This window comes from Agromyces sp. PvR057, assembly GCF_040547485.1.
GTDB lineage: Bacteria > Actinomycetota > Actinomycetes > Actinomycetales > Microbacteriaceae > Agromyces.
Map to the genome: position 1 here is coordinate 21577 of NZ_JBEPPT010000004.1, position 21654 is coordinate 43230.

A 21654-nucleotide genomic window follows, 5' to 3' on the forward strand; every position below is an offset into this window, starting at 1 on the left:
GTCGGATCAGCCCTTCGAAAGCGCGGCGTAGCGGAACTTGAACGACGCGTCGAGGGTGTCCTCGGTGCCTTCGACATCCGCACCGACGACCGCGACCTGCGCGCCCTGCATGTACGGGATCGTGGACAGGTCGGCCGCGACCTTGTCCTGGATCTCGCCGATGAGCGCCTCACGCGCAGCCGGGTCGGCCGTGACCGCCTGCTCGAGGATCAGGTCGTTCACCTCGGGGTTGTCGTAGTGGTTCGACAGGAAGTTCTCCGTGAGGAAGAACGGGGTGAGGTAGTTGTCGGCGTCGGAGTAGTCGGGGAACCAACCGAGCTGGTAGGCCGGGTACAGGTCGGCGACGCGGTCCTTGGAGTACTGGACCCACTCGGTGGACTGCAGGTCGACCGTGAACAGGCCGCTCTCCTCGAGGTTCTCCTTGATGATCGCGTACTCGTCGCTCGAGGACGGTCCGTAGCGCTCGGCCACGTACTGGATCGAGATGTCGAGCGGCGTCGTGACGCCGGCCTCTTCGAGTCGCGCGGCCGCCTTGTCGGCGTCGGGCGCACCGTTGCCGTCGCCGTAGAGGCCCTTGAGCGCCTCGTTCGCGCCGGTCAGGCCCTCGGGAACGTACGAGTAGAGCGGCGTGAACGTGCCCTTGTAGACGTCCTCGGAGATCGCGTCGCGGTCGATGAGGTCGGCGATCGCCTGGCGCACGGCCAGCGCCTTGGCCGGGTCGGCCTCGGGGGTGGTCGCACCGAACGGCATGGTGTTGAAGTTGAAGACGAGGTAGCGGATCTCGCCGCCGGGGCCGTCGACGACCTTCACCTTGTCGTTGCCGCGGAGGTCCTCGATGTCGGTCGCGCTCAGCGTGCGGTTCGCGACGTCGATGTTGCCTTCCTGAACGTCGAGCTTCAGGTTCGAGGCATCCGTGTAGTACTTCACGTTGACCGTGTCGGTCTTCGCCGCACCCAGGAGGCCGTCGTAGTCGGCGTTGGCCTTGTACGAGATCAGGTTGTTGAAGTCGTAGCTCGTGATGACGTACTGGCCGGCGAACGCGTTGCCCTTGACGATGTCGTCGTCGGAGGTCAGCGAGTCGGGCGAGAAGACGTCCTCGTCGACGATCGGGCCGACCGGGCTCGACAGGATCTGCGGGAAGATCTGGTCGTTCTCGCTGAGCAGGTGGAAGACGACGGTCGTGTCGTCGACGGCCTCGGTGGACTCGAGGTTGTAGAGCAGCGACGACGGGCCGTTCTCGTCGGCGATCGCCGTCTGGCGGTCGAACGTGAACTTCACGTCGGATGCCGTCAGGTCGTTGCCGTTGGCGAACTTCAGGCCGGACTTCAGCTTGACCGTGTACTCGGTCGGCGACGTGAACTCGGCCGACTCCGCGATGTCGGGCTCGACGTCGGGGCTGCCGTACGGCGTGTTCATGAGGAACGGGTACACCTGGTTCATCACGGCGAACGAGCCGTTGTCGTACGAGCCGGCGGGGTCGAGTGCCGTGACCTGCTCGGTCGTGCCGATGGTCAGTGTGCCGCCGGTCTCTTCGCCGCCGGAGGCGGTGCAACCGGCCAGTGCGAGCGCTGCGACCGAGACGCCGGCGACCGTGAGGAGCGAGCGGCGCCGGTTCGTGGATGCGGATGACATATCCGTCTACCTCTTCCTGTCAGGAAACGCGGGCGCGGAAGAACCGCGTCGCGTGTGCGTATTCCCCATGAGTAGCACACGGCGCCGCGAACGCCGCAGGGTCTGCGACGGTGGAGCGCGAATGTTTATCGATCTGCAACGTCACCGTGATCGAGTCGTTGTTTCGCCGGTCGAGACGGGTTCCGGATGTCGCGGCCGGGTGCACGGCGACGGCGCCGCCGCTCGCGCGCACGGGCCGGTCGCGACACCGGTCGCGACACCGGTCGGGGCACCGGTCGCTGCGACGCGCAGAGCGGACGGTCGAGGTCGTTCAGTCCCCGCGCAGCGCGCGTCGTTCGCGCTCGAGCTCGACGAGGCCGCGCTGCAGCGCCGCGTACGTCTCGACATCGGCGCGGTCGGTGCGCTGCAGGCGCCCGAGGAGCTCGGACTTCTGCCGCAGCAGCTCGCGATCGATGAGGGCGCTCACGACGCCCTGCACGTAGACGTTCAGCTCGGCATTGCCTCGCTGGGGAATCGGAGCGACAGCCAGCTGGTGCACGACGCCCGCGAAGGGTGCCGGGACCTCGGCGACGACCCGGTCGACGCGGAGGAGCGGGTCGCCCGACGCGAGCACGGAGGCGATGCCGTCGCGGACGACCGCGAGGGACGCGTTCGTGAACCGGCAGTCGAGGGCGTGACGCAGGAGGTCGTCGCCGACCTCGGCGGGATACTGCAGCATCGCCTGCAGCGCATCGCGCTCGAGCCGCGTCGCCGGGTCGTTCGGCAGGTCGACGATGGAGAAGGGCCGCTCGGGTGCAGCGGGCGCCTGCGCACTCGTGTCGGGCGCGGGCCTGCCGCCGTTCTGCCGCTCCGCACCGTTCGCGGCTTCGCGAGGACCGCCGTCGCGCCCGGTGCCGCGAGCGCCCGCGTCGCGCGGACGCGACTGGGCCTGGCGCACCGCGCGGCTCGCCTCGCCGAGCTCGACGCCGAGCATGCGCGCGAGTTCGCGCGTGTAGCCCGGGCGCATCGCCGGATCACGGATGTCGGCGATCACGGGGGCCGCCGCGCGGAGCGCCGCGACCCGGCCCTCGACGGTCTCGAGGTCGTACCGCTCGACCGTGTGCCTGAGCACGAACTCGAACAGCGGCGTGCGCGACTCGACGAGCGAGCGGACCGCGGCATCGCCCCGCGCGAGACGCAGGTCGCACGGGTCGAGCCCGTCGGGCGCGACGGCGACGAAGGTCTGCGCGGCGAACCGCTGCTCCTCGGCGAACGCGCGCATCGCGGCCTGCTGGCCGGCGGCGTCGCCGTCGAACGTGAAGACGACCTCGCCGACGCCCGAGTCGTCGCCGAGCACGCGACGGAGCACCTTGATGTGGTCGACGCCGAAGGAGGTGCCGCAGGTGGCGATCGCGGTCGTGACGCCCGCGAGATGGCAGGCCATGACGTCGGTGTAGCCCTCGACGACGACGACCCGATGGGACTTCGAGATCTCGCGCTTGGCCAGGTCGAGCCCGTAGAGCACCTGGGCCTTGTGGTAGACCGCGGTCTCGGGGGTGTTCAGGTACTTCGGGCCGTTGTCGTCGTCGAGCAGGCGCCGCGCGCCGAACCCGACGGTCTGCCCGGTCACGTCGCGGATGGGCCACACGAGGCGACCGCGGAAGCGGTCGTAGACGCCGCGATCGCCCTGCGAGACGAGCCCCGACGCGGAGAGCTCTTCGGTCGAGAAGCCCCTGCCCTTGAGGTGGTTGGTCAGGGCGTCCCAGCTCTTCGGCGCGAAGCCGACGCCGAACCGGCGCGCCGCCTCGGCGTCGAAGCCGCGCTCGCCGAGGAACCGGCGGCCGACCTCGGCCTCGCTCGTTCCGAGCTGCTCGGTGAAGAACTCCGAGGCCGCCTGATTCGCGGCGAGGAGCCGAGCACGGTTGCCGTGGTCGCTCGCCTGCCCGCCGTCCTCGTAGTGCAGTTCGTAGCCGAGGCGGCCGGCGAGCCGCTCGACCGCCTCGGTGAACGAGACGTGGTCCATGCGCTGCAGGAACGTGTACGCGTCGCCCGATTCGCCGCAGCCGAAGCAGTGGTAGTAGCCGAGTGCGGGCCTGACGTGGAAGCTCGGGCTTCGCTCGTCGTGGAAGGGGCAGAGGCCCTTCATGGAGCCGACGCCGGCGGACTTCAGGCTCACGTGATCGCCGACGATATCGGCGATGTTCGTTCGGGCCTTCACCTCATCGACGTCACTCTGTCGAATACGGCCGGCCATGGCTCTCATCCTAGATCGCCGGGAGCGGCCTTCGGCCGGTTCGCCCCGACCCGATGCGCCGCGGGACGCGTCACCGGCGCACGACTCGCTCGTGCCACGCGAGTGCGGACTGGTCGGTCAGGCTCGCGACCTGATCGACGATGACGCGTCGACGCGCGACGTCGTCGGATGCCGCGGTCCAGTCCTCGGCGAATCCGGGGTCGAGATCGCGGTCGCCCGTCGCGAAGAGCGCGTCGGCGAGTTCGATGAGCACCTCGCGCTGCTGCGTGTAGATGGGCTGCCGGCTGTTGCGGGACATCACGAACGCCGCGACGATGCCCTTGAGCACGGCGATCTCGGCCTGCACCTCGCGCGACACGACGACGTCGGCATCGAACCGGATGAGGCTGGCCAACGGGAACGCCGAACGCGTGGCCTCGGTCGCCGCCCGCGCGAACCGGCCGATCAGCTGGCTCGTGAGGTTCTTGAGTTGCGCCTGGTCGCGCCTGCTGCCGCTCCAGGAGTCCATCCAGCCGTCGAGCGAGTCGAGCCGGTCGAAGGCGGCGATGAGCTCGTCGTGGGAGAACGCACCGCCGATCCACGCGTACATGGACGTGACGAGGGCGTCGTGGTCGACGCGCTCGCCGAGGCTCGCGACGTCGATGTAGCCGTTGACGATCGCGTCTTCGAAGTCGTGCACGGAGTAGGCGATGTCGTCGGAGAGATCCATGACCTGGGCTTCGATGCAGAGTCGGCGCTCGGGTGCGCCGCGGCGCAGCCACGTGAAGACCTCGAGGTCGTCGCGATAGAAGCCGAACTTCGCGCGACCGCTCGGATCGGCCACCGAGGTCGCCTCCGGCCACGGGTATTTGCAGCTCGCGTCGAGGCTCGCACGCGTGAGGTTCAGCCCGTAGCCGCGGCCGTCGGCGCCGAACACCTTCGGCTCGAGCCTCGTGAGGATGCGGAGGGTCTGCGCGTTGCCCTCGAACCCGCCGATGTCGGCGGCCCAGACGTTGAGTGCCTTCTCGCCGTTGTGGCCGAACGGCGGATGCCCGAGGTCGTGCGCGAGGCACGCGGTGTCGACGACGTCGGGATCGAGGCCGAGCGAGGAGGCGAGCTCGCGACCCACCTGCGCGACCTCGAGCGAATGCGTGAGCCGGTTGCGCGCGAAGTCGAGTCCGGCGGTGGGGCTCAGGACCTGCGTCTTGGCCGCGAGGCGCCGCAGCGCGCTGGAGTGCAGCAGGCGGGCACGGTCGCGCGCGAAGTCGCTGCGGCGGTTCGTGTGCTCTTCGGGATGCTGGCGCTCGGTGTCGACGTCGTGGTAGCCGCCGAAGAGTCGCTCGGACGCCACCTCAGCCGCCGCTCGTGTCGAGCTCGGCGTCGACGAGGGTCGTGCGATCGTGGCCCGCGAGCTGCTGGGAGTCGAGCCAGCCGTCGGGCAGGGCGGGCTTCTTCGGAGTGCCTGCGCGGCCGCGCGGACCCTCGGCGCCCTCGCCCGGGTACGGCATCGACCAGTCGAGCGTGCCGAGCAGGTCGTCGAGCTGCGAGAGCGACTCGACGGTCGCGAGCCTGGCTCGCAAGTCGCCGCCGACCGGGTAGCCCTTGAAGTACCAGGCGACGTGCTTGCGGATGTCGCGGCAGCCGCGCTCTTCGCTGTCGAAGAACTCGGTGAGCAGTTCGGCGTGGCGCCGGAAGGTCTGCGCGACCTGACCGAGCGAGGGGTGGAAGCTCTGCGACTCGCCGCGGAACGCCGCCGCGAGGTCGCCGAAGAGCCATGGCCGGCCGAGGCATCCGCGACCGACGACCACGCCGTCGCAGCCGGTCTCGGCGACCATGCGAAGCGCATCGTCGGCCGACCAGATGTCGCCGTTGCCGAGCACGGGAACGCTCGTGACGGTCTCTTTGAGGCGCCCGATGGCCGCCCAGTCGGCGTGGCCCGAGTAGAACTCGGCCGCCGTGCGGGCGTGCAACGCGATGGACGCGACGCCGGCGCCCTCGGCGATGCGCCCGGCCTCGAGGTAGGTGAGGTGGTCGGCGTCGATGCCCTTGCGCATCTTGATGGTGAGCGGGATGTCGCCCGCGGCCTTCACCGCACCCTCGACGATGTCGCGGAACAACCCGCTCTTCCATGGGAGGGCGGCTCCGCCGCCCTTGCGCGTGACCTTGGGCACGGGGCATCCGAAGTTCAGGTCGATGTGATCGGCCCGATCTTCGGCGACGAGCATCGTGACCGCCTCGGAGACCGTCTTCGGATCGACCCCGTAGAGCTGGATCGAGCGGGGCGTCTCGGACTCGTGGTGCGTGATGAGGCGCATCGACTCCGGCGTGCGTTCGACGAGCGCGCGCGAGGTGATCATCTCGGAGACGTAGAGACCGGCCCCGAACTCGCGGCAGAGCCGCCGGAACGCCGTGTTCGTGATGCCGGCCATCGGAGCGAGCACGACGGGCACGTCGAGTTCGAGGCCGCCGATGGTCAGCGGGCCTGCGGGAGTCGTGGAAGTGAGAGACATCACCGTCGATTCTCCCAGAATCCTGCGACATCCCGTCCTCCGGTGGTTCCGGCCAGCCTAGGATCTCCATCAGGCGAGCTGTGGAGGACGACATGGGCGAGACGATCTCGGGTTCCGAACGCGTGCAGGCGGATGCCACGGCGAGAGGTCTCGACGTCGAGATCATCGAACGCCCGGCGGCCCGCAGCCTCGAGGAGGCCGCCGAACTGCTCGGCATCACGCCGGCCGACATCGTGAAGTCGCTCGTCGTCAAGCGCAGCGACGACACCTACCTCTTCGCCCTCGTTCCGGGCGGCCGCAAGATCTCGTGGCCGAAGCTGCGCGCACTCGTCGGCGTCAACAAGCTGCAACTGCCCGACGCGTCGCTCGCGCTCGCGGCGACCGGCTACGAGCGCGGCACGATCACGCCGCTCGGGTCGACCACGCCGTGGCCCGTCTACATCGACGAGTCCGTCGTCGGCCGACGGGTGTCGATGGGCGCCGGCGAGCACGGCCGGAGCCTGTTCGTCGATGCCGACCGACTCATCGAGGCGTTCGACGCGGTCGTCGCCGACCTCAGCGACCCCGAGTAGCGCCGCACCGAGGCTCGAGCTCGGGCCGTCCCGCAGGTCTCGAGACGGCGCTCGCGACTACTCGACCGACGGGATGAAGCAGACGTCGCCCTCGCACACCATGGCCGACGGATCGCCCGTGACCATCGTGAACGGCGACGTCGCGGCATCCGTCACCGACGTCGTGGAGGCCGCCGCGAGCTCGGTGCCGCCCACGGTCGCGTCGACCGCGCTCACGCGACGCGCTCGCCGGAGACCTGCGCGATCGCCTGCGAGAACACCTCGGCCGGCTGTGCGCCCGAGATGCCGTACTTGCCGTCGATCACGAAGAACGGCACCCCGTTGATGCCGTATGCGCCGGCCTGCGCGATGTCGGCCTGCACGTCGGATGCGTACCGGCCGGATTCGAGCGCGTCGCGCGCGGCGTCGGCGTCGAGGCCGACCTCCACCGCGTAGCCGACGAGCTCGTCGATGCGGTTCACGCGTCCGCCCTCGACGAAGTACGCCTTGAGCAGGCGCTCCTTCAGCTCGAGCTGCTTGCCGTTCGCCTTCGCGAAGTGGAGGAGCTCGTGCGCCTTCAGCGTCTTCGTGTGCGCGACCTTCTCGAAGTGGTACTCGAGTCCGGCATTCGCCGCGACGCCCGTGACGTGCTCGAGCATCTGCTCGACGCGCTCGACGGGCATGCCCTTGCGATCGGCCAGGTACTCGACCGTCGACCCCTCGAAGTCGAGCGGGGTGTCGGGCGAGAGCTCGAACGAGTGGTACTCGATCTCGACATCGGGGGCGTCCGCGCCGAGGGCTTCGAGGCCGGCCTCGAGGTGGCGCTTGCCGATGTAGCACCACGGGCAGGCGATGTCGGACCAGATGTCGATCTTGATGGGTTCACTCACGGTGAGGGACAACCGATGCGGATGCATCGGTATTCCCGCCGTCCGACGCAGCGGCCCCCGAGCGGCCGGGCGACGCCCGGGCAGAACCCGAGCGACGCCCGGACGCACCACGTCAGCGGCCGACCACGATCCGCGTGGCCTCGGCGATCACCTCGTTGTTGCGCACGGCATCGGGGCGATCGGTGCGGGTCAGGATGACGAGGGTCAGCGGGTCTCGTCCTCCTCGCCAGAGCACGCCCGCGTCGTTGACCACGCCGTACTCGCCGCCGCCGGTCTTGTCGGCCAGCTCGTAGGGGGCGGTGAGCCCTGCGCGCATCCGCGCACCGGAGGTCGTGTTGCGGAGCATCCACTCGCGCAGCCGCGAGGAGGCGAGCACGCCCGCGGCGTCCTCGAGCAGCAGGGCCGCGTAGAGCAGGGCGATGTCGTCGGGGGTGGTCGTGTCGCGCACGTCGCCAGGCACGGCGTCGTTGAGCTCGGGCTCCCAGCGGTCGAGGCGCGTGCGGTTCGCACCGAGCGAGGCGGCGAACGACGTGATCGCCGCCGGGCCGCCGAGCTCGCGCAGCAGCAGGTTGCCCGCGGTGTTGTCGCTGTAGCGCAGGGCCGCGTCGGCGAGTTGCCCCGGCGTCGCCTGCTGGGGCTGCAGCGTGGCGAGCACGAGCGAGTCGCGCACGATGTCGGCATCGGTGAACGGGATCGGCGTCGCCCAGTAGCCCTCGTCGTACCCGCGGTCGCGCACGAGCGCCGCGGCGGCGAGCACCTTGAACAGCGAGCACATCGGGAACACGTCGGCACCCCGGTAGCGGAAGGCACGACGGTCGCCGTGGCCCACGGCGTGGACGCCGATCGTGACCGAGGTCGCGCGCTCGAGGTCGTGCAGGTCGCGCGTCATCCGCCCGTGGTCTGCACCGGATGCCCCGTTCGCGCGGCCGGCGCCGGACGCGGCCTGCGCGGGTGCCGACGCGAGCACGGAGGCGGCGATACCGGCGGTCGCCGCGCCGCCGAAGGCCAGCAGCGACCGGCGGGACAGGCCGGCGGTGTCGAGCGCCGATTCAGGTGCGGATTCACGTGCGGATTCAGGTGTCGAATGCATGGCTGGCAGTCTTGCGTCCGTCGATGCATGCAGGCAAAGCACGCAATCCCCCTATTCATGCCAGAATCGCATCCATGCCCCGCAACTTCGACCTCCTGTCGGCCTGCGAGGCCTTCGTCTCCGTGGCCGAGCGCGAGAGCTTCACGGCCGGCGCGATGGGCACCGGAGTCACCCAATCCGTCGCGAGTCGCCGCATCGCCGCGCTCGAGAACCATCTCGGCGCCCGCCTGTTCGAACGTTCGTCGCGACGCGTGGCATTGACCCCGTTCGGCCGGAGCGTGCTCCCCGGCGCGACGCGGCTCGTCGTCGCCGCACAGGAGTTCGCCGACGACGCCGACCATGCCCGCTCACTGCCGATCACCCTCGCCGTGCCGCGCCACCTCTCCCCCGCGGCGGCGGCCCGCGTGTGCGCCGCGGCGGCCGACCGATCGCTCACGGTCGAGCTGCTCGAGGGCGCCCCGCGCGAACGCGCCGAGTGGATGAGCGCCGGGCGCGCGCAGCTCGCGCTGCAGCACGTCGAGCCCGACCGAGCCGACTGGTCGACGCCGCTCGGGGTCGGCTTCGCCCGCGGCGCGGACACCGGCGAGGAACCGTTCTACCTCGCCGAGCTGCGTCCGAGACGCGGCACGCCCGAGCGACGCCGACTCTGGCTGCAACCCGAGGACGACGTGCCGAACGTGCGCGATCGGCTCGAACGCGTGCGGAACGGCGCAGGCCTCGCCGCGGGCCACCTGCGCCTCGCGACGTCGCTCGTGACCGCGATCGCACGGGCCATCGCCGACGGGGACCTCGTGCTGTGCACGCGCGCGGAGGCGACCGGAGCCGATCTCGCGTGGCATCCGCTCGGCGACCTGCACCTCAGGCGCGGCTACACGCTCGTGCACCGGGACGGCGACCTCGCGGGGCGCTTCCTCGACGCGACCGGCTCGCTGCTGCCCGACCTGCTCGGCACCGACGCACCGACGGAGCATCGTGCGTCCTGACCGAGCCGTGCTGCGCGACGCCGAGCAGGCCCTCGAGGACGCGGGCCTGACCGCCTCGATCACGGTGCGCGACCTCGGCTCTGGCCGCGAGCTCTCGATCGATCCGGATGCCGCGTACCCGCTCGCCTCGGTCGTGAAACTGCCCCTCGCACTCGCGGTGCTGCGCGCGGCCGATGCCGGGGCGATCGACCTCGCCGAACCCGTGCCGCTCGATCCGGCCGGCAGGACGCCCGGCCTCACCGGGCTCTGCCGGTTCGAGCATCCGTCGCGGGTGGCCGTCGAGGACCTGCTCTACCTCGCGATCTGCGTGAGTGACGACACGGCCGCCGATGCCCTCTTCGAGCGCTGCCCGCCCGCTGAGGTCACCGCGCTCCTGCGCGAGCTCGGCATCGCCCAGGTCACGGTGCGGCACTCGATCCAGGACCTGCACGAGACCCTCGCGAGTCGCCTCGAGCCCGATGAGCTGCCGCAGGCGCTCGCGCTCGCCATCCAGGCGTCGACCCGCGGCGGCGGCCACCTGATCCCCCAGCTCGACGTCACCCACGCCAACGCGGGAACCTCCCGGGCGACCGTCGACCTCCTCGAACGCCTGTGGACCGACCCGGGGCTGGCGAACGAGCACGCGCAGATCAAGCGCCTGCTCGGGATGAACCTGATGCGCCACCGTCTCGCACCAGATCTCGAGTCCGACGACGCGGCGTGGTACTCCAAGACCGGCACGTTCCTGCACCTCCGCCACGAGGTCGGCGTGCTCGAGCATGCCGATGGCGCGCGAATCGCCATCGCGGTGCTCAGCGAGTCGTCGGTGCCCGCGCGCGTCCAGCCGGGGGCGGAGCAGGCGCTCGGCCACGCGGCCCGGCTCCTGCACGACCAGGTTCGGGCCTCCAGGACGGCCAGATAGCGGATGCCGCGGGCGGGCGTCCGGTCTGCGGCCGATGCCGTGCGCGCGAGCCGCTCGGCCCGCGGCCTACTCGGAGGCCGTCGGGGTGTCGATCGCCCCGCCGAAGCGGCGGTTGCGCGACGCGTAGAGCTCGATGGCCTGCCAGAGGTCGGTGCGCGAGAAGTCGGGCCAGAGCCGGTCGAGGAACACCATCTCGGCGTACGCCGACTGCCAGAGCAGGAAGTTCGAGGTGCGCTGCTCGCCCGAGCTGCGCACGAAGAGGTCGACGTCGGGCATCTCGGGCACGTAGAGGCGCTTGGAGATGAGCCGTTCCGACACCGCCGACGGCTTCAGGCGACCGGCCGCCACGTCGTCGGCGATGGAGCGAACGGCGTCGGTGATCTCGTTGCGTCCGCCGTAGTTCACGCACATCGTGAGGGTCAGGGTGTCGTTGCCGGCGGTCAGGCGCTCGGCGAACTGCAGCTCGTTGATGACGGAGGCCCAGAGGCGGGGCTTTCGACCAGCCCATCGGATGCGGACGCCCCACTCGTTGAGCTGGTCGCGCCGACGGTGCAGCACGTCGCGGTTGTAGCCCATGAGGAAGCGGACCTCGTCGGGGCTGCGCTTCCAGTTCTCGGTCGAGAACGCGTAGACCGAGAGGTGCTTGACCCCGGCCTGGATCGCGCCGGCGACGACGTCGAGCAGCGCCGCCTCACCGGCCTTGTGGCCCTCGATGCGCGTCAGCCCACGCCGGTTCGCCCAGCGGCCGTTGCCGTCCATGACGATCGCGACGTGATTCGGCACCGCACCCTTCGGGTAGGCGGGCGGGTGCACGCCGGTCCAGTCGAGCGGGCGGTAGGCGACGGCGTCGCGGTGCGTGTAGGGCTTTGGGGTCACGGTGCGCTGGGTTCCCTCGAGACGTGCGGCAGCGAACGGAGTCCCCGTTCGAGGTGCCACTGGGTGTAGGCGGCGACGATGCCGCTGGCCTGGTTGCGGTCGCCGGCGGCCGAGGCGTCGACGAACGCCCAGTCGCCGGCGAGGAGGGCGCCGAGCAGTGCGACGGTCGACCGGGCGATGCGGGGCGTGCCGGGCGGCGCGCACTCCTCGTCGCAGACGACGCCGCCGAGCTGCACGACGACGGCCGTGTGCTCGCCCGGGCGTCCGCACCGCGAGCAGTCCTCGAAGCTCGGCGCCCAGCCGGCCAGTGCGAGCGCCCGGAGCAGGTACGAGTCGAGGGTGAGCGTCGCGCCGTGCTCGCCGCGCGCGAGCGAACGCAGCGCGCCGACGAGCAGCAGGTACTGCTGCAGCGAACCCTCGGACTCGGTGAGCTTGTCGGCCGCCTCGACCATCGCGCTCGCCGCCGTGTAGGCCGCGTAGTCGGCGCTGATCTCGGCGCCGTAGGAGCCGAGCGACTCGGCCTGCGTCACGACGTCGAGCGTGCGGCCCTCGTAGAGCTGCAGGTCGGCGACCATGAACGGCTCGAGGCGGGCGCCGAACTTCGACCCGGTTCGCCGAACGCCCTTCGCGACCGCGCGGATCTTGCCGTGCCGTCGCGTGAGGAGCGTGAGGATGCGGTCGGCCTCACCCAGCTTGTGGGTGCGCAGCACGACGGCTTCATCTCGGTAGACGGGCACCCTTCATTCTCCCACCCGCCGCCCACGGCACGGCGCACCGCGCGGATGGCCGGCACGCGGCATCCGCTCTGGTTCACTTGCCTCGTGGAAACCCAGCAGTTCTTCATCCCCCTGTGGCTCGATCTCACCGCGGTCGGACTCGGCGGCGTCCAAGGCGCCCTGTTCGCATCGGGGTTCCGCGGCCAACGCCGGCTCGACCTGCTCGGCGTCGCCCTCGTCGGCATCGTGATGGGATTCGGCGGCGGCATGATCCGCGACCTGCTGCTCGATCAGCCCCTGAGAGCCCTGCAGAGCAACTGGTACCTCGTCGTCGCGGTCGCGGCCGCACTCCTCGGCATGCTCCTGGCCGGAGCGCTCGCCCGGATCAACAGCGTCATCGTCGGCCTCGATGCCATCGTCATCGGCATGTTCGGCGCGTTCGGCACGTCGAAGGCCCTCGGCCTCGGCCTGCCGATCCTCCCGGCCGTGTTCGTGGGCGTCGCCGCGGCGGTCGGCGGCGGCGTGCTCAGGGACATGCTCATGGGCCTGCCCATCTCGATCATGCATGTCGGGTCGCTCTACGCCGTCGCGGCGGGAGCCGGGTGCATCGTGCTCGTGGTGCTGCACCTCTTCGACGTGCCGCTGTTCATCGCCGGGATCGTCTGCGTGGCGGTCACGGCGGTCATCAGGTGGCTCGCGGTCATCTTCGATGTCTCGCTGCCCGAACAGCGCATGCTCTACCGACGAAAGGTCGCGACCGAGACCGGCATGCTGCCGATCATCCGCGACTGAGACGGCGGCGGCCTTCGCCTGGCGCGCTCGAGACGAGCACGCCAGGGAGCGACGACGGATGCCGCGTGCCGACGTCGGCACGCGGCATCCGTCGTTCGGATCAGACGCCCACGGCCTCGAGCTCGTCGACCTCGACGTGCGTGCGGATCGCGCGGTTGACGGCCGAGACGACCGCCTTCAGCGACGCCGTGGAGATGTCGGCGTCGATGCCGACGCCCCAGAGCGTGCGGTCGCCGACCTGGCACTCGACGTACGCGGCGGCCACGGCGTCGCCGCCGGCCGACATCGCGTGCTCGCTGTAGTCGAGCACGCGCACCTCGACGCCCTCGGCGCCGAGCACCGACAGGAACGCCGCGATGGGTCCGTTGCCGCTGCCCTCGGCGTCGACGCGCTCATCGCCGTCGCGCAGGCCCACGCGCACGCGGACCTCACCCGTGAGGTCGCTCTCGGTGCGCAGCGACAGCAGCTCGAAGCGCCCCCACTTGTCGTCGGGCCGCTCGGCGGGCGCCGGCAGGTACTCGTCGGTGAAGACGCGCCAGATCTCGTCGCTCGAGACCTCGCCGCCCTCTTCGTCGGTCTTGGCCTGCACCACGCCCGAGAACTCGATCTGGAGGCGACGCGGCAGGTCGAGCGCGTGGTCGTTCTTCAGCAGGTAGGCGACGCCGCCCTTTCCCGACTGCGAGTTCACGCGGATGACCGCCTCGTAGCTGCGACCGAGGTCGCGCGGGTCGACGGGCAGGTAGGGCACGGCCCACTCGAGGTCGTCGACGTTCGCGCCGCGGCGCTCGGCCTCGGCGGCCATGGCCTCGAAGCCCTTCTTGATCGCGTCCTGATGCGAGCCGGAGAACGCCGTGTAGACGAGGTCGCCCGCCCACGGGTGGCGCTCGGGCACCGGCAGCTGGTTGCAGTACTCGACCGTGCGCTTGACCTCGTCGATGTCGGAGAAGTCGATCTGCGGGTCGATGCCCTGCGTGAACAGGTTGACGCCGAGCGCGACGAGGTCGACGTTGCCGGTGCGCTCCCCGTTGCCGAACAGGCATCCCTCGATGCGGTCGGCGCCGGCCAGGTAGCCGAGCTCGGCCGCGGCGATCGCGGTGCCGCGGTCGTTGTGCGGGTGCAGCGACAGGATCACGTTCTCGCGGTGCGCGAGGTGGCGGCTCATCCACTCGATCGAGTCGGCGTAGACGTTCGGGGTCGTCATCTCGACCGTGGCCGGCAGGTTGACGATGACCTTGCGCTCGGGCGTGGGCTCGAAGATCTCGATGACCTGGTTGCACACGTCGACGGCGAACTCGAGCTCGGTGCCGGTGTAGCTCTCTGGCGAGTACTCGTAGTAGACCGCGGTGCCGGGCACCGTGGCCTCCATCTCGCGGCACTTGCGGGCGCCGTGCAGGGCGATGTCCATGATGCCCTGGCGATCGGTGCGGAACACGACCTCGCGCTGCAGGATGCTCGTGGAGTTGTACAGGTGCACGATGGCCTGCTTCGCGCCCCTGATCGACTCGTAGGTGCGCTCGATGAGGTGGTCGCGCGCCTGGGTCAGCACCTGGATCGTCACGTCATCGGGGATCGCGCCCTCTTCGATGAGGCTGCGCACGAAGTCGAAGTCGGTCTGGCTCGCGCTCGGGAACCCGACCTCGATCTCCTTGTAGCCCATGTTCACGAGCAGGTCGAACATGATGCGCTTGCGCTCGGGGCTCATCGGGTCGATGAGCGCCTGGTTGCCGTCGCGCAAGTCGACGGCGCACCAACGCGGTGCGACCTCGATGCGCTTGGACGGCCACGTGCGGTCGGGCAGGTCGACGACGACCTGCTCGTGGAAGGGGCGGTACCGGTGAACGGGCATCGCCGAGGGCTTCTGGGTGTTCTTCATGAGGTGCTTCTCTCGCTTCGCGGATGATTCAGCCGACGACGAACTCCGCAGCGAGGGAGGCCTGAGAACTAGGACTCGCTGCGGCAGCTAAGGAGAAGCAGGCCGTAAGACACGCACCAAGGCTAACACTGCGTCGGGCCCGCGCGCACGACGACGCGGACGGATGCCTCCCCCGAGGCATCCGTCCGCCCTGTTCCCCCGCCTTCGCACCCCCGTGCGAAGGACGTTCTGCCGAGCGGTCCCCGCAGGATCCGGTCTAGTCGATCGCGAGCGCGACGACCGGCGACACGCGCGCCGCGCGCCGCATCGGTGCGACGGATGCCGCGAGCGTGAGCAGTGCCGCGGCACCCACGACGATCGCGACGATCGGCCACGGGATGACCGGGGCCACGATGCCGGGACCGCTGCCGACCGACCCGAGGATCGACTGCGCCCCGACCCAGCCGTAGGCGATGCCGAGCACGAGCCCCGTGAGGGTGGCCGCGACGGTCAGCGCGGCCGCCTCGACGAGCACCATGACGCGGATCTGGCGGCGATCGAACCCGAGCGCGCGCAGCAGGCCGAGCTCGCGCGTGCGCTGCATGACGCTGATCGACAGCGTGTTCACGAGGCCGACGGCCGCGATCACGGCACTGAAGCCGATGAGCGTCGAGAACACCGCAACGGTGCCGTCGATGACCGGGCCGAGGGCGTCCTGCATCTCGGGCCGGTCGGCGGTGGCGACCAGCACCATGGCGCGGTAGGTCTCCATGGTCACGGCGAACGTCGTGACGAGGGTGACGCCGATGACGAGGCCGATCGTCATGCGCGAGGACCGCTCTGGGTGGCGCACGGCGTTCTCGGCGGCGAGACGTGCCGCCGGGCGGTCGCCGAAGAGCCGGCCGACGAGGCGCAGCACGGGCGGCATGACGCGATGCGACGCGAGCACGATGGCCGTGAACGAGAGGATGCCGCCGAGCAGCCCGATGAGCACGCCCTCGGGTCGCACGAGGCCCACGACGACGCCGAGCACGAGGAGCCCGATGCCCAGGACTCCGAGGATCCAGGCCACGACCGCGCGGCCCGTGCGCGAGGCCACCTCGTCGAAGTCGGCCTCGGTCGCAGTGCCGAGCGCCTGCGCCGGACGAACGGCGAGCACGCGGCGGGATCCCGTCCATGCGGCGAGCCACGTCGTGAGCACGACGGCGGCCATGGGCACGAGCATCAGCGGGTCGACGAGCGAGTACTCGACGCGCGGGATGCTCCCCTGCGCCGTGCCGATCTCGCCGATGGCCCACGCGGCCGCCGAGCCGAGCAGCGCGCCGAGCACGGCGCCCGCCAGCCCGATGAGCAGGCCCTCTCGGGCGATGGCGCCGCGCTGCGCACGTGCGCTCGACCCGATGAGCCGCAGGAGCGCGATCAGGCGGGTGCGGCCGGCGACGACGGTCGCGACCGTGTTCGAGGTGACGACGGCGCTGACGTAGACGGCGATCACGATGAACACGCTCGCGACGAGCGAGAGCATGAGCTGCACGGTGCCGCTCTCGGACATCCCGTCCTGCGACGTGATGACGGCGGCCAGGATGCCGGTGATCTGCAGCAGGGCGACGCCGAACGCCGCGGCCAACGTGGCCACGAGCAGCGTCGGGAGGAGATCCTTCACCCGCGTCATGCCGCCGTCTCCATCGAGAGCATGTACGAGCTGATCTCCTCGGGCGTGGAGCGCCCGGCGTCGCGCACGATGCGGCCGTCGGCGAGGAACAGGATGCGGTCGGCATGGCTCGCCGCGATCGGGTCGTGGGTGACCATCGCGATCGACTGGCCGTACCGCGACGAGGCCGAGGCGAGCAGCGCCAGCACCTCGCGCCCGGTGCGCGAGTCGAGGTTTCCGGTCGGCTCGTCGGCGAACACGAGGTCGGGCCTCGTCGCGAGGGCACGTGCGATCGCGACCCGCTGCTGCTGTCCGCCCGAGAGCTCGTGCGGACGGTGCTTCACGCGGCCCGCGAGCCCGAGCGTGTCGAGGAGCTCGCCGATCCAGGCCTGCTCGTCCTTCGTCGGGCGGCGGCCGTCGAGCTCGAACGGCAGCATCACGTTCGCACGCACGTCGAGCGTCGGCACGAGGTTGAACGACTGGAACACGAAGCCGATGCGGCGACGCCGCAGCACGGTGAGCGCGCCGTCGGGCAGGTCGGTGATGTCGGTGTCGCCGAGCCACACCCGCCCAGACGTCGGCGAGTCGAGGCCGGCCATGATGTGCATGAGCGTCGACTTGCCCGAGCCCGACGGGCCCATGATCGCGGTGAACTCGCCTCGGCGCAGCCCGAGCGAGACGTCGTCGAGCGCGGCGACCGTGCTCGAGCCGGTTCCGTACCGCTTGCCGAGGTTCGTGACGCGCGCGATGAGTCCGAGGTCTGATGGTTGGATCTGCATGCCTTCGACGCTACGGATGCCACCGCCGACCCGTCATCGGGCCACGGGATGGCGCAGCGTCATCCTTCAGGATGATCGGGCATGCCGAGGTCGTGCTCGTACGCGAAGACCACGAGCTGCACGCGATCGCGGAGTCCGAGCTTCGCGAGGATGCGACTCACATGCGTCTTCACCGTCGCCTCCGACAGGAACTCCGACGCGGCGATCTCCGAGTTCGAGAGCCCCCGCGCGGCGAACCCGAAGATCTCGCGCTCGCGGGGCGTGAGCTCCGCCCAGGCCGCCGGAGCCGGGCGCCGGCCGCTCCCCCTGGCGAGATGCGCGAAGAGCTCCCGCGTGGCGCTCGCCGCGATCACCTGGTTGCCCTGGTGCACCGTGCGGATCGCCGCGAGCAGGAACTCGGGATCGGCGTCCTTCAGCACGAACCCGCTCGCCCCCGCGCGGATGGCGCGCGCCGCGTTCTCGTCGAGGTCGAACGTCGTGAGCACGAGGATCCGCGGGGCTGTGCGCCCGTCGCGCTCCGCCTCGGCGAGGATGCGCTCGGTCGCCTGGATGCCGTCGAGCTGCGGCATCCGCACGTCCATGAGCACCACGTCGGGACGGCTCGTGGCGGCCAGGGCGACCCCCGAGAGGCCGTCACCGGCCTCGCCGACCACCTCGAGGTCGGGCTGGGACTCGACGAGCATGCGCACCCCGGAGCGGAACAGCGCCTGATCGTCGACGAGTGCGACGCGGATGCCGCTCATGATGGGCTCCTCGGTTGTGCGGGGATCCTCGCGACGACGTGGAACGCGCCGTCGGCGCCAGGCTCGGCGGCGAGCGTGCCGCCCACCAGTTGGGCACGCTCGCGCATGCCCGTGATGCCGTGGCGCGTCGCCATCGGGTTCGGCCCGCCCGCGGCATCCGCGGGGATACGGTTCGAGATCGAGAGCGAGAGTCCGTCGGCCTCCCAGTCGAGGCGGAGGTCGACCGGCGCGGACGTGTCGCCGTGGCGGAGGGCGTTCGTGAGCGCCTCCTGCACGATGCGGTACACGGCGATCTGGTGGCCGGTGCCGAGCTCGCAGCGCTCGCCGGTCTCGAGGCGCCGCACGTCGAGGCCTGCCGCGACGACGCCCTCGATGAGGCCGCCGAGATCGTCGAGCACCGGCTGCGGTGCGCCGCCCTCGCGGTGCCGCAGTTCGGCGAGGAGCACGCGCACGTCGCCGAGTGCACCGCGTGCCACGCCCGAGATCGTCGACAGCGCCTCGGATGCCGCATCGGGCCGGGTCTTCGCCGCGAAGCGCGCGCCGTCGGCCTGGGCGATGACGACCGCCAGCGAGTGCGCGACGACGTCGTGCATGTCGCGAGCGATGCGGTTTCGCTCCTGTTCGACCGTGTAGCGGTACTCCGCGAGCGCGCGTTCGCGGTTCGCGACCTCCTCGCGCCGCCGCACCTCGCGGCCGTCGCGGACCGACCGCGCCAGGAGCCCCGCGGTCCAGGCCAGCACGAGCACCGCGAGCGAGGCGATGAGGATGAACGCCGCCGCGAACAGGTTCTGCGGCGTGAGACCGCCGGTGCCGCCGAAGACCGGCATGAGCACCTGCAGGTACACCGTGGCGATCAGCGCACCCGCGCCCGCCGACACCAGCCCGAGCCACTTCAGCAGCCGACCGCCGTGTGCCGACGTGGAGTACAGCACGCCGAGCACGGCGAAGTCGTAGAACTGCAGGTCGCGGAGCGCGGCCATCTGCACGGTCGCCGCGGCCCACGCGATGCCGAGCGCCCACGCCGGCGACAGGCGGCGCACCGCGAGTGCGGCGACGAAGAGCACCATGGCCACGAGGTCGGCCCAGGTGCCCATGAGCGCGAACGGCAGCGACATCAGGCCGAACACGACCGCGAGCACGATGTCGGTCGTCAGCTTCGCGCGACTGATTCGGTACTCGGGCACCGATCCACCGTACGCGCTGCCCGGGCCGGATGCCGCGTCAGCTCACGCGAATCATCCTCGAGTCGTACGCGGTCGGCCGCGCCTCAGGTCAGAACCCGAGGCGGCCGAGCAGCTTCGGGTCGCGCTGCCAGTCCTTCGCGACCTTGATGTGCAGCGCGAGGTACACCTTGCGGCCGAGGAGGCCCTCGATCTGCGCCCGTGCCGTCGCCCCGACTTCACGGAGGCGTGCACCGCCCTTGCCGATGATGATGCCCTTCTGGCTGTCGCGCTCGACGTAGAGGTTCGCGTAGATCTCGAGCAGGTCCTTGTCCTCGCGCTCGACCATGTCCTCGACGACGACCGCGATCGAGTGCGGCAGCTCGTCGGTGACGCCCTCGAGCGCGGCCTCGCGGATGAACTCGGCGATGCGCTCCGAGGTGTCCTCGTCGGTCAGGGTCTCGGCCGGGTAGAGCGGCTGGCTCGACGTCGGCAGCATGGACAGCAGCTCGTCGATGAGGACGTCGAGCTGCTCGCCACGGGGCGCGGACACCGGGATGACGGCCGCCCACTCGCGCAGCTCGGACACCGCGAGCAGCTGCTCGGCGACCTTCGCCTTCGACGCGGCATCCGTCTTCGTGACGATCGCGACCTTCTTGGCGCGCGGGTACTGGTCGAGCTGCTCGTTGATGAACCGGTCGCCCGGCCCGATCGGCTCGTTCGCCGGAACGCAGAACGCGATCACGTCGACATCGCCGAGCGTGGACTGCACGAGCGAGTTCAGTCGCTCGCCGAGCAGCGTGCGCGGCCGGTGGAGGCCGGGCGTGTCGACGAGGATCAGCTGCCCGTCCTCACGGTGCACGATGCCGCGGATCGCGCGACGCGTGGTCTGCGGCTTCGAGCTCGTGATCGCCACCTTCTCGCCGACGAGCGCGTTCGTCAGCGTCGACTTGCCGACGTTGGGGCGCCCCACGAACGAGACGAATCCTGCGCGGTACTCAGCCACGGTGCTTCCTTCCATCGGCGTCCCCGGAGTCGAATGCCAGCTGGGCGTCGATCAGGGACTGATCGCGTTCGACGAGGATCGTCGAGATGCGCTTTCTGCGGCCCTCGGTGCGCTCTGCCCGCAGGACGAGTCCGGAGACCACGGCCTGCTCGCCGGGCTGGGCGAGACGGCCGAGTTCCTTCGCGAGCAGGCCGCCCGCCGAGTCGACGTCCTCGTCGTCGAGGTCGAGCCCGAACAGCTCGCCGAGCTCGTCGATCGGCAGCCGCGCGTTGACGCGGTACCGGCCGCCGTCGAGCTGCTCGATCTGCGCCGCCTCGCGGTCGTACTCGTCGGAGATGTCACCGACGAGCTCCTCGATGACGTCCTCGAGCGTGACGAGGCCGGCGATGCCGCCGTACTCGTCGACGACCATCGCGAGGTGGTTGGACTCGAGCTGCATCTGCCGCAGCAACGCGTCGGCCTTCATCGAATCGGGCACGAACGCGGCCGGACGGGTGAGCTCGCCGACCGTGAGGTCGGCCGCATCGAGCGGACGCTCGAACCCGAGGCGCGCGAGATCACGGAGGTACAGGATGCCGGCGACGTCGTCGGCGTCCTGCTCGATGACCGGGATGCGCGAGTAGCCCGCGTTCAGGAACAGCGCCATGGCCTGCGGCAGGTGCGCCGTCGACTCGATCGTCACCATGTCGGTGCGCGGCACCATGACCTCGCGCGCCACGGTGTCGTTGAACTCGAAGATGGAGTGGATGAGCTCGCGGTCGCCCTCTTCGAGCACCTCGAGCTCCGTGGCCTCGTCGACCATGCTGAGCAGCTGCTCCTCGCTGGAGACGCCGGCGAACCGGATGCGACCCGGCGTCACGCGATTGCCGAGGCTCACGAGCGCGTTCGCGAGCGGCCCGAGCAGCACGCGCAGGAAGTGCACGACGGGAGCCGTCAACCGCAGCACGACGGCGGCGTGCGCCCGGCCGACGCTGCGAGGGCTCGCCCCGACGAGCACGAACGACACCGCCGTCATGATGAGCGCAGACCAGAGCAGCACCCACCACACGTTGTCGAGGAACGAGACGAACGCGAGCGTGACGAGCACGGCCGCGGTCGTCTCGGAGATGATGCGCACGAAGTTGACGGCGTTGACGTGCGCGCCGGTGTCATCGGCGATGGCGAGCAGCGAGCGACGCGCACGCGAGCCGAACGCGAGCTCGGTGACATCCGCCCGGCTCGTGGCGCCGAGGGCGGAGTCGACGGCCGCCATGAGACCGCCGAACGCGACGAGCACGAACGCCGACGCGAGGAAGAGCCAGGCCTGCATG

20 protein-coding genes are annotated in these 21654 nt (G+C 70.6%); 4 read left to right on the top strand and 16 right to left on the bottom strand.

Going from position 1 to position 21654, the window contains the following annotated elements; translation table 11 throughout:
- Positions 1–6: 6 nt before the first annotated feature.
- The 4 genes from ABIC29_RS14740 to dusB all read right to left on the bottom strand — a co-directional run bounded on the left by ABIC29_RS14740 (position 7) and on the right by dusB (position 6354).
- Positions 7–1632, bottom strand: coding sequence for an ABC transporter substrate-binding protein (locus ABIC29_RS14740; RefSeq protein ID WP_116084992.1), 1626 nt, complete (start codon positions 1630–1632; stop codon positions 7–9).
- A gap of 310 nt (positions 1633–1942) precedes the next feature.
- The gene (dnaG, locus tag ABIC29_RS14745) at positions 1943–3865 is read right to left on the bottom strand and encodes a DNA primase (protein ID WP_116084995.1); all 1923 of its coding nucleotides are present in this window, start codon (positions 3863–3865) and stop codon (positions 1943–1945) included.
- A 70-nt stretch (positions 3866–3935) separates the two neighbouring features.
- A complete protein-coding gene (locus tag ABIC29_RS14750; RefSeq protein WP_354246549.1) occupies positions 3936–5195 on the bottom strand; it encodes a deoxyguanosinetriphosphate triphosphohydrolase in 1260 nt (419 codons plus the stop codon).
- A gap of 1 nt (position 5196) precedes the next feature.
- The gene (gene dusB, locus ABIC29_RS14755; protein WP_354246552.1) at positions 5197–6354 is read right to left on the bottom strand and encodes a tRNA dihydrouridine synthase DusB; all 1158 of its coding nucleotides are present in this window, start codon (positions 6352–6354) and stop codon (positions 5197–5199) included.
- Between the two features lie 92 nt (positions 6355–6446).
- Here dusB and ABIC29_RS14760 point away from each other — a divergent pair, with 92 nt between their 5' ends.
- Positions 6447–6926 (top strand): aminoacyl-tRNA deacylase, encoded by a 480-nt coding sequence (locus ABIC29_RS14760; protein ID WP_116085473.1) that lies wholly within the window; start codon positions 6447–6449, stop codon positions 6924–6926.
- Between the two features lie 57 nt (positions 6927–6983).
- Here the strand turns inward: ABIC29_RS14760 and ABIC29_RS14765 are convergent, their stop codons facing one another.
- From ABIC29_RS14765 to bla, 3 genes are all read right to left on the bottom strand, one after another.
- A complete protein-coding gene (locus tag ABIC29_RS14765; RefSeq protein WP_354246555.1) occupies positions 6984–7142 on the bottom strand; it encodes a hypothetical protein in 159 nt (52 codons plus the stop codon).
- Positions 7139–7795 carry a DsbA family oxidoreductase gene (locus tag ABIC29_RS14770; RefSeq protein ID WP_116085476.1) on the bottom strand — a complete coding sequence of 219 codons (657 nt, stop codon included), beginning with the start codon at positions 7793–7795 and terminating at the stop codon, positions 7139–7141. Before ABIC29_RS14770 ends, ABIC29_RS14765 begins: the two co-directional genes overlap by 4 nt.
- Positions 7796–7907: 112 nt before the next feature.
- On the bottom strand, positions 7908–8885 hold the full coding sequence (gene bla, locus ABIC29_RS14775) for a class A beta-lactamase (RefSeq protein ID WP_354246558.1): 978 nt from the start codon (positions 8883–8885) through the stop codon (positions 7908–7910).
- 74 nt (positions 8886–8959) lie between these two features.
- On the opposite strand from bla, the gene ABIC29_RS14780 reads away from it, so the two are divergent.
- Both ABIC29_RS14780 and ABIC29_RS14785 read left to right on the top strand, forming a co-directional pair.
- Positions 8960–9868 carry a LysR family transcriptional regulator gene (locus ABIC29_RS14780; protein ID WP_116085005.1) on the top strand — a complete coding sequence of 303 codons (909 nt, stop codon included), beginning with the start codon at positions 8960–8962 and terminating at the stop codon, positions 9866–9868.
- A complete protein-coding gene (locus tag ABIC29_RS14785; RefSeq protein WP_116085008.1) occupies positions 9858–10769 on the top strand; it encodes a serine hydrolase in 912 nt (303 codons plus the stop codon). The genes ABIC29_RS14780 and ABIC29_RS14785 overlap by 11 nt, the downstream gene beginning before the upstream one ends.
- A 66-nt stretch (positions 10770–10835) precedes the next feature.
- Here ABIC29_RS14785 and ABIC29_RS14790 read toward each other — a convergent pair whose 3' ends face one another.
- Positions 10836–11645, bottom strand: a complete 810-nt coding sequence (locus ABIC29_RS14790) for an isoprenyl transferase (protein WP_116085010.1) — start codon at positions 11643–11645, stop codon at positions 10836–10838.
- Entirely contained in the window at positions 11642–12382 is a 741-nt protein-coding gene (gene recO / locus ABIC29_RS14795; RefSeq protein WP_116085012.1) for a DNA repair protein RecO, read from the bottom strand. The genes ABIC29_RS14790 and recO overlap by 4 nt, the downstream gene beginning before the upstream one ends.
- Positions 12383–12466: 84 nt before the next feature.
- Here recO and ABIC29_RS14800 point away from each other — a divergent pair, with 84 nt between their 5' ends.
- A complete protein-coding gene (locus ABIC29_RS14800; RefSeq protein WP_354246564.1) occupies positions 12467–13153 on the top strand; it encodes a trimeric intracellular cation channel family protein in 687 nt (228 codons plus the stop codon).
- Between the two features lie 100 nt (positions 13154–13253).
- Here the strand turns inward: ABIC29_RS14800 and leuA are convergent, their stop codons facing one another.
- From leuA to ABIC29_RS14835, 7 genes are all read right to left on the bottom strand, one after another.
- Positions 13254–15026, bottom strand: coding sequence for a 2-isopropylmalate synthase (gene leuA / locus ABIC29_RS14805; RefSeq protein WP_116085018.1), 1773 nt, complete (start codon positions 15024–15026; stop codon positions 13254–13256).
- A gap of 256 nt (positions 15027–15282) precedes the next feature.
- Complete coding sequence (locus ABIC29_RS14810; RefSeq protein ID WP_116085020.1) at positions 15283–16677, bottom strand: ABC transporter permease; 1395 nt, start codon at positions 16675–16677, stop codon at positions 15283–15285.
- Positions 16674–17435 carry an ABC transporter ATP-binding protein gene (locus ABIC29_RS14815; RefSeq protein WP_116085023.1) on the bottom strand — a complete coding sequence of 254 codons (762 nt, stop codon included), beginning with the start codon at positions 17433–17435 and terminating at the stop codon, positions 16674–16676. The genes ABIC29_RS14810 and ABIC29_RS14815 overlap by 4 nt, the downstream gene beginning before the upstream one ends.
- A gap of 59 nt (positions 17436–17494) precedes the next feature.
- Positions 17495–18178: a response regulator gene (locus ABIC29_RS14820; protein WP_116085025.1), complete on the bottom strand. Its 684-nt coding sequence runs from the start codon at positions 18176–18178 to the stop codon at positions 17495–17497.
- Positions 18175–19362: a sensor histidine kinase gene (locus ABIC29_RS14825; protein ID WP_354246569.1), complete on the bottom strand. Its 1188-nt coding sequence runs from the start codon at positions 19360–19362 to the stop codon at positions 18175–18177. The genes ABIC29_RS14820 and ABIC29_RS14825 overlap by 4 nt, the downstream gene beginning before the upstream one ends.
- A gap of 88 nt (positions 19363–19450) precedes the next feature.
- On the bottom strand, positions 19451–20359 hold the full coding sequence (gene era, locus ABIC29_RS14830) for a GTPase Era (RefSeq protein ID WP_116085028.1): 909 nt from the start codon (positions 20357–20359) through the stop codon (positions 19451–19453).
- A complete protein-coding gene (locus ABIC29_RS14835) occupies positions 20337–21653 on the bottom strand; it encodes a hemolysin family protein (RefSeq protein WP_116085030.1) in 1317 nt (438 codons plus the stop codon). The genes era and ABIC29_RS14835 overlap by 23 nt, the downstream gene beginning before the upstream one ends.
- Between the last annotated feature and the right edge of the window lies 1 nt (position 21654).